This is a genomic window from Bacillota bacterium (assembly GCA_040754675.1).
Taxonomy (GTDB): domain Bacteria; phylum Bacillota; class Limnochordia; order Limnochordales; family Geochordaceae; genus Geochorda.
In genome coordinates this window covers 1-14,737 of sequence record JBFMCJ010000047.1, presented here as the reverse complement: position 1 = coordinate 14,737, position 14,737 = coordinate 1, and the positions used below count along the sequence as shown (strand labels likewise).

The 14,737-nt window shown below is 64.0% G+C and carries 14 protein-coding genes; 12 read left to right on the top strand and 2 right to left on the bottom strand.

What is annotated here, in order from left to right; genetic code table 11:
* The 10 genes from AB1609_04720 to AB1609_04675 form a co-directional block, all read left to right on the top strand.
* Nucleotides 1–243: hypothetical protein (locus tag AB1609_04720; protein ID MEW6045775.1), on the top strand; the 243-nt coding region annotated here is incomplete at its 5' end.
* Nucleotides 236–1,471, top strand: a complete 1,236-nt coding sequence (locus AB1609_04715) for a DNA methyltransferase (GenBank protein MEW6045774.1) — start codon at nucleotides 236–238, stop codon at nucleotides 1,469–1,471. The genes AB1609_04720 and AB1609_04715, both read left to right, overlap by 8 nt.
* A 53-nt stretch (nucleotides 1,472–1,524) precedes the next feature.
* The gene (locus AB1609_04710) at nucleotides 1,525–2,304 is read left to right on the top strand and encodes a DinB family protein (protein ID MEW6045773.1); all 780 of its coding nucleotides are present in this window, start codon (nucleotides 1,525–1,527) and stop codon (nucleotides 2,302–2,304) included.
* A gap of 7 nt (nucleotides 2,305–2,311) precedes the next feature.
* Nucleotides 2,312–2,833 carry a GNAT family N-acetyltransferase gene (locus tag AB1609_04705; protein ID MEW6045772.1) on the top strand — a complete coding sequence of 174 codons (522 nt, stop codon included), beginning with the start codon at nucleotides 2,312–2,314 and terminating at the stop codon, nucleotides 2,831–2,833.
* Between the two features lie 111 nt (nucleotides 2,834–2,944).
* The gene (locus tag AB1609_04700) at nucleotides 2,945–4,183 is read left to right on the top strand and encodes an ROK family transcriptional regulator (protein MEW6045771.1); all 1,239 of its coding nucleotides are present in this window, start codon (nucleotides 2,945–2,947) and stop codon (nucleotides 4,181–4,183) included.
* Between the two features lie 10 nt (nucleotides 4,184–4,193).
* The gene (locus tag AB1609_04695; protein ID MEW6045770.1) at nucleotides 4,194–5,075 is read left to right on the top strand and encodes a sugar ABC transporter permease; all 882 of its coding nucleotides are present in this window, start codon (nucleotides 4,194–4,196) and stop codon (nucleotides 5,073–5,075) included.
* A gap of 44 nt (nucleotides 5,076–5,119) precedes the next feature.
* Nucleotides 5,120–5,968: a carbohydrate ABC transporter permease gene (locus AB1609_04690; GenBank protein ID MEW6045769.1), complete on the top strand. Its 849-nt coding sequence runs from the start codon at nucleotides 5,120–5,122 to the stop codon at nucleotides 5,966–5,968.
* 21 nt (nucleotides 5,969–5,989) lie between these two features.
* On the top strand, nucleotides 5,990–7,243 hold the full coding sequence (locus AB1609_04685; protein MEW6045768.1) for a sugar ABC transporter substrate-binding protein: 1,254 nt from the start codon (nucleotides 5,990–5,992) through the stop codon (nucleotides 7,241–7,243).
* 244 nt (nucleotides 7,244–7,487) lie between these two features.
* A complete protein-coding gene (locus AB1609_04680) occupies nucleotides 7,488–10,070 on the top strand; it encodes a TIM-barrel domain-containing protein (GenBank protein MEW6045767.1) in 2,583 nt (860 codons plus the stop codon).
* Between the two features lie 36 nt (nucleotides 10,071–10,106).
* Complete coding sequence (locus AB1609_04675) at nucleotides 10,107–10,613, top strand: TIGR00725 family protein (protein ID MEW6045766.1); 507 nt, start codon at nucleotides 10,107–10,109, stop codon at nucleotides 10,611–10,613.
* Between the two features lie 25 nt (nucleotides 10,614–10,638).
* On the opposite strand, the gene AB1609_04670 is transcribed toward AB1609_04675, so the two are convergent.
* Both AB1609_04670 and AB1609_04665 read right to left on the bottom strand, forming a co-directional pair.
* Nucleotides 10,639–11,298 carry a nucleotidyl transferase AbiEii/AbiGii toxin family protein gene (locus AB1609_04670; protein ID MEW6045765.1) on the bottom strand — a complete coding sequence of 220 codons (660 nt, stop codon included), beginning with the start codon at nucleotides 11,296–11,298 and terminating at the stop codon, nucleotides 10,639–10,641.
* A 3-nt stretch (nucleotides 11,299–11,301) separates the two neighbouring features.
* On the bottom strand, nucleotides 11,302–11,568 hold the full coding sequence (locus AB1609_04665) for a hypothetical protein (protein MEW6045764.1): 267 nt from the start codon (nucleotides 11,566–11,568) through the stop codon (nucleotides 11,302–11,304).
* Nucleotides 11,569–11,804: 236 nt separating this feature from the next.
* Here AB1609_04665 and AB1609_04660 point away from each other — a divergent pair, with 236 nt between their 5' ends.
* Complete coding sequence (locus AB1609_04660) at nucleotides 11,805–13,055, top strand: LacI family DNA-binding transcriptional regulator (protein MEW6045763.1); 1,251 nt, start codon at nucleotides 11,805–11,807, stop codon at nucleotides 13,053–13,055.
* Complete coding sequence (locus AB1609_04655; GenBank protein ID MEW6045762.1) at nucleotides 13,030–14,688, top strand: ABC transporter substrate-binding protein; 1,659 nt, start codon at nucleotides 13,030–13,032, stop codon at nucleotides 14,686–14,688. Before AB1609_04660 ends, AB1609_04655 begins: the two co-directional genes overlap by 26 nt.
* Nucleotides 14,689–14,737 lie beyond the last annotated feature (49 nt).

Here is a 14,737-nt window from a genome sequence, read left to right as displayed (position 1 = left end):
CAGGAGGTCACCGTCGCCAACCGCACAGGCGGACCCTGGACGCCGTCGCTCGACCGGGCGGGGGTTTCGGTGACGCTGCCCGAAGTGCTCGCCCCCGGCCAGCCCACCACCGTGCGGACGCGCTTTGAGCTGCTGGCCGCCGTCTGCGACGTGGAACGCACGGTTCCGGAGAGCTTGGTACGTCACGGCAGGCACGAGCCTGTATCAGCGATCAGCGCCAGGGGCTCGGGTATCCATGGATAGTGGGGCTGACGGGGCTATGCCGGCCGGAACCCCAGGCGGCAGGCGCCACCTGGGCGTCACCGGCAACCCGGATTACGACGGCAGGCCCTTCACCGACTTTGCGTCGGTTACGCCGGAGACGGATCTCCGGGCCCTCAACCTCAACTGGCGGGAGCGCGACCTCCCCGAGCGCGAGCGCACCAAGCACGTCCACCGGCTTCACCCGTACCTGGGGAAATTCGTCCCGCAGATGGCGGAGATCTTTCTCCGCAAATACCGGCCCCGGGTCGTCTGCGACCCGTTCTGCGGGTCGGGAACCACCCTGGTCGAGGCCAACGCCCTGGGCATCGAGTCGGTCGGGTGCGACATCTCGCCGTTCAACTGCCTGCTGACGAAGGTGAAGACCGACCGTTACGACCTGGACGTTCTGGAGCGGGCCGTCCACGACATCCTGACGCAACTTCGGTTGAGCCTTGAGCCCTCCCTGTTCGGGGACGGTCGCCAGGTCGAGGAGACCGAAAGCGAGTACCTCAGGAAGTGGTTCGCCCCGCAGGTGAGGCGCCAGTTGCTGCTGTACCGTTCGCTCATACCTCGCCACCCCTACCAGGAACTCCTCAAAGTCGTCCTGTCGAGGGCCGCCCGGTCCTCGCGTCTCACCACGCACTTCGACCTCGACTTCCCTAAGGAGCCCGTGACACAACCTTACTACTGCCACAAGCACCGCCGCATCTGCCACCCGACGACGGATGCCCTCAAATTCCTGGAACGCTACAGCCTGGACGCCGTCCGGCGCATCAAGGAGTTTGCACGCCTTCGCACGAACGCCAAGGCGACGGTCATCCAGGGCGACGCCCGCCGGGTGGGTTTTCCTGCGTGCGACATGGTGCTCACGTCGCCTCCTTACGTGGGCCTCATCGACTATCACGAGCAGCACCGATATGCATTTGAGCTCCTCGGGCTCAGTGAGGCCCGCGAGCAGGAGATTGGGGCCTCCTGGAAGGGCCACTCACGGCGGGCCGTCGAGGCCTACGTGGAGGAGATGACGGCGGCCCTGGGCAACGTCATGCGGGCCATGCCCCCGGGAACGATCCTGGTCATCGTCGTCCATGACCGCATGGACCTGTACGACACCATCGGGCAGCGGCTGGGCGTGCGGCTCGAGTACAGGTTCCGCCGGCACGTGAACCGGCGCACGGGACGCCGGGCTGACGATTTCTTCGAGGACGTCATCGTGTGGCGGCGGCCGTGAAAGGCGCAGCAGGCCGGGGTGCGCCGTGAAAGAGCTTGGTCGGAGGTGGGCGCATGCGTTTCGAGGTCTACCTGGACACGAGCCGTAAGTCAGGACGGGTCATGGCGCACGTGCTGGAGCCCCCGGGGCTCGGGATTCGCTTTGAGAGCCGAGCGTCTTTCGAGCGGGAGATGGGTGGCGCCATCTCGGAGCACCTGCGCTGGCTTGCGTCCCATGGCCTATGGGAGAGCCCACCCCCGCAGAACGGCAGCGTGGAATGGGCCATCGCCGAGGAGCAGCCGATTGAGGGCGACTTCGAATCGGGTGACGACGTGGGGTTTTACGGCCCCGACCTGGCGCCACTCTCCCGCGACGAAGTGGAGCGCTACCTGCAAATCGCCCGCTGCGCCCGGGAAGGCCTGGTAGCGCTGGTCCGCAGGCTTCCACCCGAGGCGTTCGACTGGCGGTACAACGAGAAGGCCCGCCCCATCCGCCAGATACTCCGGCACGTCGCCAACGCCGAACTCTGGTACATCACCCGTGTCATCGACGATCCGTCGAAGCATGGCATGCCGCCGGAACTCGACGCGCTCGACCGGCGGATGGATGCGTCGTCCGACCCCGTCGAGCGGTTGCTGATGGTACGGGAGGGGTTCGAGCGGTTCTTCCGCATGGCGCCGGACGAGGTGCTGAACCAGGTGACGACTCCCTCGTGGTTCTGCGAGATCCTCACCGAGCGCTGGACCGCCCGCAAGGCGCTTCGCCGTGCCATCGAGCACGAGCGGGAGCACACCCGCAGTATCCTGTGGACCCTGGCAAGCCACGGGTTCGATCTGTCGGCTTTCGGGGGGTGACCCACCGGTGCTGCGGCTCTGCCGCCCTGAAGATTTCGAGGCCATCTACGCCATCATCAACGATGCGGCCATGGCTTATCGAGGGGTCATCCCGGCCGACTGCTGGAAAGAACCCTACATGTCCCGGGAGGAACTCGCCGAGGAGATAGCCGCCGGCGTCGTGTTCTGGGGGGCCGAGCGAGACGGGCAGCTGGTGGGGGTCATGGGCATCCAGCACGTCCGGGACGTCGCGCTCATCCGCCATGCGTACGTGCGGACCGCTCACAGACGCCGGGGGATAGGCGGCCAGCTCCTGCGCCACCTCCTTGCGCAAACGAACCGGCCTGTGCTTGTCGGCACCTGGACCGACGCCACATGGGCCATCCGGTTCTATGAGAAGCACGGTTTCCGGCTGGTGGCGCCGCAGGAGAAAGAGCGCCTGCTGCGCCGGTACTGGACGGTGCCTGACCGCCAGATCGAAACGTCGGTGGTACTGGCCGACGCGAAGTGGTTCAGGCGAAAAAGGGATTCCGGTTCCATCCGGGCCTGACCGCTGGCTCGTCCCGCGCGAATCCGAGAAGGGAATCCCGAGCGGGCGTCGTATTGGATACTTAGAACGTTCAGTGAACGAACTCACCATGGAAGGTGCCGGCAACCAGGCGTGATTACCGGTACCAAGGAGCTGATTCGGGACGTAAACGTGGCCCTGGTGCTGGACGCCATCCGGCGCTACGGCCCGATCTCCCGCACCGAGGTGGCTCGGCGAACGCACCTTGGCAAGTCCACGGTGAGCGGTATCGTTGAGCGGCTCCTCAAGGATGGACTCGTCGTCGAGACAGGAACCGGCACCAGTGAGGGCGGGCGCCGGCCGATCCTGCTCGACCTCAACCCTCAGGCCCGCTACGTGGTGGCAGTCAAGCTGGCACCGGAATCCATATCGACAGCCTTGTGCGACTTGAAGCTGCAACTGATGCCGGAGCGGCGGTTCCCGCTTGACGTTCCTGAGAGCGCCCCTGACCGTCGCCGCGGGCCCGCCGTTCTTGCCGCGCTGAAGACGGCGATTGGTGCGGTCGTTGACCAGTCAGGGATTGACTGGGAACGCGTCATGGGTATCGGCGTCGTACTGCCTGGCGTCGTAGAGGTCGCGACGGGAACGTCGGTCTCGTCCCACTTTCTCACGTGGACGAGTATTCCGCTGCGTGACGAGCTTGAGGCCCACTTCCACGTGCCGGTTGTGGTGGATAACGACGCCAACGCCGTCGCACTTGCGGAGTACTGGCTCGGGTCGGGGAAGAACAGCCGCTGCCTCGTCGGCGTCACGCTGGGCGTTGGGATAGGGGCCGGTATCGTAGTGGAGGGGCGCCTCATGCGCGGAGCCATCGGGGGTGCTGGCGAGATCGGCCACATCCCGATGCAGCTCGACGGGCCTCCTTGCCGCTGCGGTCGCCGGGGCTGTCTGGAGGCCATTGCCGGTGACGACGCCCTCGTTAGACAGGCCCGCGAGAAAGGAGGCAGCTACCCCACCCGGGAAGCCCTGGTGGAGGCGGCGCGCCGTGGCGACCCTCTTGCCACCGTCATCCTAAACGACGCCGCCATGCAAATCGGGCGGGCGCTGGCCATTGTGGTGGACCTCTTCAACCCCGACACCATCGTCGTGGGGGGCGAGGCGGGCGTCCAGGCAGGCGACCTTCTGCTGGCCCCTATCCGGGAGAGCCTCTACCGTCACGCGTTCAATGGCCTCGCGGACCGCCTCCAGTTGTTACCTTCCGGCGTTCCCGGCAACCCGTGGTTGACGGGCGCGGCCCTCGAAATCCTGGAGGCGCTCTTCAAACTGCCCTGGGGTGCGGTACCTGGGGTACACGCCGTGTCCCATCCTGAAGGTAGCCAGGTTGGGAGGTAGCGGGCTCGGCATGGTTGGTCAGAGGGGTCTTCCATCTGGTCTCGTGGTTACGGCGTTCTTGCTGCCGAGCCTGCTCGGGCTCCTCCTCGTGCGCGTCTTTCCCATGATAGCAGCCCTCGGTATCAGCTTCACCGACTGGCAACTGATATCGCCGCCCCGGTGGGTTGGTCTGGCCAACTACGTCGACCTGTTCTCGCGACCTGAATTCTGGCAGGCCCTCCTTCACACGTTGACCTACATCGCCGGATACGTTCCCGCGGTTATGGCCCTCGGGTTTGTAGCCGCCCTGGCCATGAACGTGCCGCGTCGGGGACTCTCGGTCCATCGGGTCGCGTTCTTTGCCCCGGTTGTTTCGTCCTGGGTGGCGGTGTCCATTATCTGGAAGTGGCTGCTGAACCCGGTCTATGGCCCCGTGAACCAGTTCATCGGATGGCTTGGGCTCCGCCAACCCGGCTGGATGCTCGATCCGTCCTGGGCGATGCCTTCCGTCATCATCGCAAGCGTATGGAAGGACATCGGCTTTGTCATGGTGCTTTACCTCGCCGGACTCCAGAACATCAACCCGGAACTTCTGGAGGCCGCGGAGATCGACGGCGCGAACCGCTGGGCGAGACTGCGCCGTATCGTGATACCTCTGCTCTCTCCCACCACCTTCATGGTGGTCGCCCTGCTCCTCATCAACTCCTTCCAGGTGTTCGAGCAGGTCTGGATCATGACGGAAGGAGGCCCGGGCGGGGCCACTACGGTCCTCGTGGAACGAATCTACAGGCATGCGTTCCGGTACTTCCGAATGGGAACGGCCTCGGCGTATTCCTGGGTATTGTTTGCCATTGTCCTCGCCGTCACCATTCTGCAACTGAAGCTCCAGAAACGATGGGTGTTCTATCAATGAAGGGCGGTCATGCAATCGAGTCCTCTATCACGACATGTCGTTCTGTGCACCAGGCGACCTCGCGGGTCGCCGATCTCCATGGGTCGCTCCGGGTGGTTGGGACCTCCGGGCTCTGGGTCGCCAGCGCCAGTATGCTGCTGCCGTTTTTCTGGATGGTTTCAACGGCGTTGAAGCCCGACGGCGCCGTCATGGTACTGCCAATTCAATGGTGGCCATCCTCCCCCGCATGGGAGAACTTTAGGCGCCTGAGCGAGAGCTTCCCGGTGGGACGGTTCGTGCTCAACAGCGTCATTGTGGCGACCAGCGGCACCGTCGGGCAAATCCTCATTGCGGCCATGGGAGCCTATGCCTTCGCTCGGCTGCACTTCCAAGGGAAGGACGCGCTCTTCGTGCTGTACCTCGCGACGCTGATGATACCGGCTCAGGTGACACTCATCCCCCTTTTCGTTGTCATGCGGTTTGTGGGATGGGTGGATACCTATCAGGCGCTCATCCTACCGCAGTGGATCAGCCCGTTTGCCGTTTTCCTGCTGCGTCAGCACTTTCAGACCATCCCCCGGCAGTTGGACGAGGCCGCTTTCATCGACGGTGCTGGACACTGGACAGTGTTCACCCGGGTGCTCCTTCCACTGGCGAGACCAGCCTTAGGTGCCGTCTTCATCTTTGCGTTCATGGGGTCCTGGAACGACTTCCTCTGGCCGCTCATCGTCATTAACGATACGAACCGGATGACGCTCCCGCTCGGCCTCGCCACTCTGCACGGCCGGTGGACGTCCCAGTGGAATTTGGTCATGGCCGGTGCTGTCGTTGCGGTACTTCCGATCTTTCTGGTGTTCCTTGCCGCTCAGCGGCAGTTCATCCGCGGGCTGACCCTGAGCGCACTGAAAGGTTAAGGAGGAAAGGATGGGGAGAGGATGAAGAGTCGGCTCTCATGGTTCCTGGTTGGGTTGATGGTATTGGTATCGATGGGGGTGATGGCCAGAGCGGCCTCGTCGGCTACCGTTGAAATCACGTACTACACCTTTTCGGCTGTGCCTGATCACCTGAACGACCTCGACGAGATCATCAAGGGGTTTGAGAAGGAGAACCCGGGCATCCGCGTTAAGGTCATGACCGCATCGTGGAACGACTACTTCACCAAGCTGCAGACCATGATTGCCACGGGCACGGCGCCGGACACCTTCGAGTTAAACTACGAGAACTTCGTCGGCTACGCCAAGCGTGGTCACCTGATGCCGCTGTCCGACCTGATCCGTAAGGATCCCACCTTTGATGGCCGGGCGTACTACCCGAGGGCGTACGAGGTCTTCCGCTACGGTGGCGAGCAGTACGGGCTAGTCGAGACGTTCTCGACGGTCGTGCTGTTCTACAATCGCGACCTCTTCCAGAGGGCAGGGGTTGCGTTCCCGACCTATGACTGGACTTGGGCGGACGAACTGGCGGCGGCGCAGAAGCTAACGAATCAGAGCCAACGCATCTGGGGCAAGTGGCAGCCCGTGCAGTTCTGGGAGTTCTACAAGGTGATCGCTCAGAACGGCGGCTCGATCTTCAGCCCCGACATGAGGCAGGTGGTTGTGGACAGCCCGCAGAACGTCGAAGCGCTCAAGTGGCTCGTGGAGCCGATCCTGAAGTACCACGTCAGCCCGACCAACGAGGAGCTGGCGGGGCAAGACCCCGTCGATATGTTCAAGGCTGGCAAAGTCGCCATGCTGCACACGGGCATCTGGATGTTCGGTAGTTACCAGGCCGCGCCCTTCAGCTGGGACATCGAGGTGGAGCCGGGCAACGTCACCAAGGCCAACCACTTCTTCGCCAATGCGGTGGTGATATCAAGGACCACGAAGAAGGCGGAGGCTGCCTGGCAGTGGATCAAGTACTTCACATCCAGCTCGCTCGCAGCAAAAGTGCGTATCCGAAGCGGCTGGGAATTGCCAGCGCTCCAGGACATGAGCCTGATGCAGGATTACCTGCGGCAAACGCCGCCTTCCAACCGCCGCGCGGTCTTCCGGGCACTGGAGAATCCCGTCGTGCCTCCCGTCATTGAGTCGTGGAACGAGATGACCGATGTCATCAACCAGCAACTCGAGCTTGCCCGCCTGGGCCGGCTCACCCCTGAACAGGCGCTGCGGAACGTCAAACCGGTGCTGGAGGCATTGCTGAGGAAGTGACGCCCAACGCGACGATTACAGAGCTGGAAAGCTGGCGCTGCTCATGCTAACGCCGCCAGCATGGATCGAGCACACACCGCGTTCAGTGGAGATGGATCCTTACCGGGCGGGTGTGCCGGGAGGGCCAGGGGAGGGTGACGCCCGCCCCTGGCCTCCCCTTGCCGGACAGCCTCTTTCGCTGGTTGCGCGCAGCGGCCCCGCAGCCGCCGGTCAGAGGGCCTGGGTGGAGTGGCGACGCAATGGCGTGGACCAACCGCGGGTTCGCATGCAGTTGCAGCGGATGGCGGGTGGCGTCAGCTACTGGTATGCCGTGCTTCCCACCCTCCGTCCCGGCGAGGAGGTCCGCTACCGTCTTTGCGCCGGTGTGGATGACAACCCTACGGCCGTCACGGAGTGGCATGCTGTGAGGGCGGCCGCCTGGGTGCGTGCAGGGGTGCTGGAGACTGACACGATCGGAGGGCACGGGAACGGCGTTGGGTCATACACGGTCCGCGTCACCTGGGGGGACCTAAGTTGCGTTGCGGCCCCCGAAGATCTTACCGAGCCACCCCGGGACCTTCGTGCAGACGTCTGGATTCTGTGGGACACCCAGCAGGTGTATCGCGTACGCATCCCCTGGCCGACGGCCGCTGCCCCGGCGCTCATCCGGCCTGCAACCAATGGTCCGAGCGAATGGTTCTACGGCGGGGGAGAACGCTACGACCGCTTGGGGAGGGTCTCCGAGGCGCTCGGCTGGTATCCGGACGGGGATGACGTACGGGTTGAGATGTTTGTATACGATCAATACAAGGTTCAGCGTAGCCGGACGTACCTTCCAGTCCCTCTCGTGTTCAGCTCCGCCGGGTATGGAGTCTATTGCCCGAGGTCCGAGCCATCTACTTGGCATCCGGGATGGTGGATCGAGTACCGGTTGGGAGGCGTTGAACCGGGTGGCCTCCCGTCCCTTTCCCTTCACGTGTTGAGGGGGTCCACCCCCAGAGAATTGCTCCAGGAGTACTACCGTATCGCAGGCCTGCCGGTGTTGCCCCCACCGTGGGTCTTCGGCCCGTGGATGTCGGCGAACGAGTGGAACTCTCAGCAACGGGTCGAGGATGAGGTCGCGCGTTCGGTTTCACTAAGGATTCCCGCCACCGTTTGTGTCGTCGAGGCATGGTCCGACGAGGCCACCTTCTACATCTTCAATGACGCTGAGTATGATCCGCGGCCGGGAGGCGAGGCGTTCCGCTACGATGATTTCCAGTTTCCGGAGGCAGGGCGCTGGCCCAATCCCCGGCGGTTCGTGGCCAACCTTCACCGGAGAGGCCTGCGAGTGTTGCTGTGGCAGGTCCCTGTGCTCAAATACCTGCCGGCCGGTGAGTGCCGACAACGGGACATGGACGAAGCCCACGCCATTGCGCATGGCTTCTGCCCGGTGGATGGGGCCGGCAAGCCCTACCGGATACCGGGTGGACGGTGGTTTGAAGGAAGCACGATCCTCGACTTCACCTCTGAGCGTGCTACGGAATGGTGGCTGAGCAAGCGACGCTACCTGGTCGAGGAGGTTGGAATTGACGGCTTCAAAACCGACGGTGGTGAGCATCTGTGGTGTGACGGCGTTCGCCTCTCGGGAGGGAGCGCCGTGACTCTGCACAACGCCTACCCTGACGCCTACGTAGCCGCCTACCGCAAGCTGGCCGGGCCGGAACGGGTGACGTTCAGTCGCTCGGGCTTCGTAGCCGCCCACCGGCAGCCGCTTCACTGGGCCGGCGACGAGGACAGCACGTGGGAGGCCCTACGGGCGAGCCTCACAGCCGGACTCAACGCGGCCATCTCGGGGGTGCCATTCTGGGGGTGGGATCTAGGTGGGTTCAGCGGGGAGATCCCGTCCGCGGAGCTGTATTTGAGGGCAGCTTCCATGGCTCTATTCACGCCTGTGATGCAGTACCACTCCGAGACCCCTGCCGGAGAAGGTCCCTCTCAGGCTCGGACGCCGTGGAACATTGAAGCCCGCACGGGAGTCACGGGAGTGGTGGATGCGTACCGGCGCCTCGCCTGCTGGCGAATGAATCTGCTTCCGTATATCTGGACTGCGGCCGAGCGCGCGTCCACGGAGGGTCTCCCGATGATGCGACCGATGTTCTTTGACTTTCCCGAGGACCCGGAGTGCTGGAAGATCGACGACCAATACATGTTCGGCGATGCAGTGATGGTGTGCCCGGTGCTTCAACCGGGTGTGGAACAGCGAGAGGTCTACTTCCCCGAAGGTACATGGGTTGACCTCTTTGCCGGGGAGATCGTGCAGGGTCCCTCCCGCCGGCCATGGCCGGCTCCGGTGGGGAGTATCCCTGCTTTCGTTCGGGTTCCGTGTGTCCTCCCGATGGACTTGGACCCCGGTGTTCCTGCCGGAGAGCCTCTGCGACGCTGGCGAAACGCTGACGGGGCCAGCCGCTTTGGAGTAGCGACCGACTCCCCGGCTGTGGTCGCGTACCTGCCGGCGCCGGGTAGACCGGAGTTCGGGGGGCTGAGCAACCAGGCACGAAGGTGGGCAGTCCAATGCCGAGTGAGCTGGCCCTCCGAAACGGTAACAGGGCTTTGTGCTGACGTGCAAGTGGAGGCGCTTCGACTACCGGACGGGTCAGGTGAGTATCGCTTGGGGTCAAGCTTCACGGGGGAGCCGCCGGGTTCGCTCGTCGTTCGGGTTTTCGTACCGGACCGATGCAGCCTGTTCGTGGTCCCTTCGCCGGTGACAGCCAACACTCGCCGTGTAGGGAATCTCTACGAGATCATTGTGTCGACGAGCGGGGACGAGGCAACTGCCGCTTGGCGGGTCACTCAGGGAGGACAGTGAAGGGACTCGCCGCGAGACGCCAGAAATGACCCAGCAATGGTGAAACGGCACTTCATCGGCGTCATCGGGGAGCAGGACTGCTCGGCCGAACTTGCCGGCCTGGCAGAGCAGGTGGGCGCGGAGGTCGCCCGCCGGGGCGCCGTGCTGGTCTGCGGCGGGATGGGCGGCGTGATGGCGGCGGCCGCACGAGGCGCCAAAGCCGCCGGCGGGTTAACCGTTGGCATCCTGCCCGGAGATGATCGGTCGGCCGCTAACCCGTATATCGACATCCCCATCGTGACCAACCTCGGGGAGGCCCGCAACAGCATCGTGGCGCGAACCTCCGAGGCGCTGGTGGCGGTGGGCGGAAGTTACGGGACGCTGACCGAAATTGCCTTCGCTCTCAAGCTGGGTATCCCCGTGGTGGGGCTGCGCACGTGGCGGCTGGCGAAGGATGCCGGGAAGGAGAGCGAGTTTCCCGACCCGATTATCCGGGCCGAAACGCCCCAGCAAGCCGTCGCCATTGCGTGGGATCTCCTCGGGCTTAAGAGAGCGCGGCCGTGAAAGGTCACACCATCGGGTGCGGCGGTTACGCCTTCCCGGAGGGGCCATCGTCCCCTTGGAGAGTTCGCTCGATGAGTTCAGCCCTCAACTGCCGGAAAAAGGAGTTCATCTCCTGGTAGGTTCGGTCGTCCACCGCGAACTCTCGACGCGCAAGCCGGTCGAAGTGACCGATCATGATCGCCAGGACGTGCGGATCGAAGCCGGGATCCTTCTGGCGAGCCAGCTCGATGAGCCGGGGGGTCCCAAGCCGTGCGCTCAGGAAAAAGATGTCGAGGAAATCGCGGGCCTCTGCGCGGCCGAACAACGCCAGCATCTTGTCGGCGGCCAGTTCCTCAGTGGTAAGGACGGGGCCTATATCCGTCTGCTCTGGCTCCCGCAATCGGAAGTCGAACCCTATATCGACCAGGATCTCCTGGCCCTCTTCGCCTCGGACAACCAGGCGCACGAACGCAGGTGACGACGAGACCACGTCAAACGACAGGCCCTCGTCGCGCAGGCGTTCCTTGAACCGTTCGGCAGCCGCAGACACTTCCTCCTGGATGGGCACAAAGAAGTCCAGATCCTGCGTTTCGCGCGTGATCTCACCCTTGAAGACCAGCGCGGCGCCTCCTCCGAGGGCAAAGTGGCGAGCCTCGGGCATGCTGAGAAAGAGCCGAGCAATCCTCGTCTGAAAGGGCGAGAGCATGGCTTATGCCCGCCAGTTCGTGCGCCGCAGCGCGATGCCTCGTTTGAGCAGGAAGTAGTCAGCCCAGGCTGCCCGGACGTGGTCGGGCAGTACCAGCTCGTCCCATAGCGTGAGGAGCTTGTCCGGATCGATGAACTGGCGGACATCCCGGGCGCGGCCCTCACGGAGGACGATCTCATACACACGCCGCAGTTCTGCGGGATCGGACAGGTCGTATTCTCGAGGGCCGCTCCACTTCAGGTGTAGCGGCAACACAACGCGCTGCGCCATGGAAGTCCCTTACTCTTTCGTTTGGCACCAAGATGGGGCACTTCGAGTCTAGTCGCGGGCCACGAGGCCCGTCAACCGGTAGCCGGGGTCGCTAAGCGCCGGGTGCGTTGCCTGGGCCATAGGCAGCGGGTGAAGAGCTGGCCGGCGCAATGGACGGCGCGAGCTTGGCAACGTACGACCTCCGCTGGGCCTGACAGCTACGAGGCAAGGCAAATGCCTGGCTACCGCAAAACCGTATGCTTGACAGCGGGCGAGCGCCAGGGTATCCTGAAAACGCATGCAGTTGGGAACGTTCCCAACCTACCGGGGTGTTGCGACTGTCTACGCTTACTGATGTCGCCAAAGCTTGTGGCGTTTCAAAATCGACGGTCTCCCGGGTGCTCAACAACGACCCTCACGTGCGGCCGGGCACTCGCGAACGGGTCTTGCGGGCCGTGGATCGGCTTCAATACGTTCCTCACGCAACCGCCCGCCGGTTAAAGTTGGGGCGCACCAACACCATCGGAGTCTTCATACCCGACGTCACCTCTCCGTTTTACGCAGAAATCCTGCGAGGCGTAAATGACGGGTTGGCGGGCACCGCTTACGACCTGCTTCTGTACACCCCTCGACGGGCCGAATCCCCCCGGGTCGGAGTGCTCGGGCCAGACCGGGTGGACGGTCTTATCCTCCTGACGCCGACCTTCGGGGACACTTACCGCCGAACGCTTGCCTCCAAGGGGCTCCCTGTTGTGTGGGTGGATCACCGCAACGACGATCCCCTCGGACCGTCCGTGACGTTTGACAACCGCCTGGGCGGCTATATGGCCACTCGCTATCTCATCGACCTGGGGCATCGATCCATCGGATACATCACGGGGGTCATGGAGATCCCCTCGTCCCAGCAGCGTCTACGGGGGTACAGGGAGGCCCTGCACGAGGCCGGGACCAAGGTGAAACCGTCGATGATCCAGCCGGGCGACTATACGCGTCTGGGAGGCTTCCGGGCCGTGGAGAAGTGGATTCGCGCCGGCACCCTTCCCACCGCGATCTTTGCCTCCAACGACCTGATGGCGCATGGAGCCATGGATGCGCTGCGCCAACACGGTGTCCGAGTGCCGGAGGACGTCTCGGTGATAGGCTTTGACGACATCCCGCTGGCCGCCCTGCTGCATCCGCCCCTGACTACGGTGAGCCAGAGCATGCGCGAGATGGGGCTTCGGGCGGCCGAGCTGCTCCTTCGCCAGCTCTCGGGCGAGGCCAGACCGGACGATAACGAGCGCGTCGTGATCGACCCGGTCCTGGTAGTCCGTTCCTCATGCGCGCAGCCCCGGGCAGAGGCTATCCCGGCGCCCCTCCGGGGCAAGGGGGTGAAAGGGGAAAGCGAACCGAGATTGCGCAGCGGCCACCTGGTGAGGCGTGGGGAAGCCGTTCCGCGACGGGCGCGAACAGGCGCCCCTGAAGAGGAGGTCGGCTCGACAGATGAGACGGCGTCTGCTGCTCGTTAGCGTACTGTTAGCGATGCTGGCGCTCCTGGCCGGTATGGCCGGGGCGCAGCAGGCGGTCAAGTACGGCGGCATGCTCCGTACCGTCCAGCCGTGGGGCACCATGGTCAACAACGGCAACCCGTTCCTGCCCCCTGGCCAGAACATGCCTTCAACTCTCTCCGCCATCTACGAGGCGCTGTTCTACATCAATCCGACAAGCGGCAGGGAAACGCCCCTACTCGGGGTCTCGTACCGGTGGAGTCCTGATGCCCGGAAGCTCACGGTCCAAACGCGCCAGGGCGTTACGTGGAGCGATGGCAAGCCGTTCAGCGCCCGGGACGTTGCGTTCACGTTCAACTACATCAAGAAGCATCCCGTCACGGATCTGACCGGCATCTGGGCAGGCGGCCTGGAGTCGGTCGTGGCAACCGACGACCGCACCGTGGTCTTCACGTTTTCGCGCCCCAATACCCCGCTTTTCTACTACATCGCATCCCTGCCCATCGTCCCTGAGCACATCTGGTCAAGCGTGGAAGACCCTGTGGCGTTCACCAACCAGCAGCCGGTGGGAACCGGCCCGTTCGTGGTGAAGAGCTTCACGCCGCAGTCCATGACCGTGGTTCGAAACCCCAACTACTGGATGAAGGGTCGCCCCTACATCGACGGTATCACCTTCCAGGCGGTCGACTCCAACACGACGGTGCTCCTCATGATGCTGCGGGAAGAGGCGGACTTCACGTACGCCTTCCTGCCCGATCCGGCAAAGTCGTTCGCGGCCCGCAACCCGGCGGTTCACAAGTTCTGGTGGCCGGTCACCAATACCAACATTCTCTACGTCAACACCGCCAAGGCGCCGTTCGACAGCGCAGCGTTGCGGCGCGCGATGGCGATGGCCATCGACAAGAAGGCTCTGTCGGAGAAAGCGTACTACAGCGTCGCGGACCCGGCGAATCCCACCGGCATCGTGCCGGCGCAGCTTGACGAGTGGCTTGACCCGTCGCTCAAGAGCCGTTACTACCCCTATGACCCGTCCGCGGCCCGTACGCTACTCGCCCAGGCGGGCTTCAAGTGGAACGCTGCCGGCGACCTCCTGGCGCCGGACGGAAGCAAGCTCCCCACGTTCAAGATCCTAGTGGGTGCCGGGTGGACGGACTTCATCACGATGGCTCAGATCATCTCGCAGAACCTGGAGAAGCTCGGAATCCACACGGTCATCGACCAGCAGCCGTGGAACAGCTACATCACGAGCCTCATGAGCGGCACCTACGACACAGCGATCTCCTGGGGAACCGGCAGCGGCCCAACACCGTACTACCTGTATTACCAGGAGTTCAGCCCCGAGTTCTCGGCCGAGAAGATAGGGGAGACGGCCCAGTCCAACTGGGCGCGCTTCGTGCGGCCCGAGATCACGGAGGCGTTGAAGCGGTTCCGGGAGAGCAGCGACCGCGCGGTTCAACGCGAAGCCATCAATGCCATCGCCCGCGTCGTCCTGGACGAAGTGCCCTTCATCCCGCTGACGAACCGCACCAACTTCCTCGACTATAACGAGTCGCGCTTCGTCGGGTGGCCGTCGGCCGAAAACCCGTACAACGCCGGAGAGGCGTCAGACCAGCTTGGCGCTTTGCCGATGTACGTCAATCTGCACCTGAAGTGATGGGCCGGGCGGGAGCCCTTCTTGGCCGCTGAGCCGGGGCTCCCGCCCT

Coding starts and splice junctions, on each gene's coding strand:
- AB1609_04715 (MEW6045774.1), top strand. CDS start 236: ATGGATAGTGGGGCTGACGGGGCTATGCCGGCCGGAACCCCAGGCGGC.
- AB1609_04710 (MEW6045773.1), top strand. CDS start 1,525: ATGCGTTTCGAGGTCTACCTGGACACGAGCCGTAAGTCAGGACGGGTC.
- AB1609_04695 (MEW6045770.1), top strand. CDS start 4,194: ATGGTTGGTCAGAGGGGTCTTCCATCTGGTCTCGTGGTTACGGCGTTC.
- AB1609_04685 (MEW6045768.1), top strand. CDS start 5,990: ATGAAGAGTCGGCTCTCATGGTTCCTGGTTGGGTTGATGGTATTGGTA.
- AB1609_04675 (MEW6045766.1), top strand. CDS start 10,107: ATGGTGAAACGGCACTTCATCGGCGTCATCGGGGAGCAGGACTGCTCG.
- AB1609_04670 (MEW6045765.1), bottom strand. CDS start 11,298: ATGCTCTCGCCCTTTCAGACGAGGATTGCTCGGCTCTTTCTCAGCATG.
- AB1609_04665 (MEW6045764.1), bottom strand. CDS start 11,568: ATGGCGCAGCGCGTTGTGTTGCCGCTACACCTGAAGTGGAGCGGCCCT.
- AB1609_04660 (MEW6045763.1), top strand. CDS start 11,805: ATGCTTGACAGCGGGCGAGCGCCAGGGTATCCTGAAAACGCATGCAGT.
- AB1609_04655 (MEW6045762.1), top strand. CDS start 13,030: ATGAGACGGCGTCTGCTGCTCGTTAGCGTACTGTTAGCGATGCTGGCG.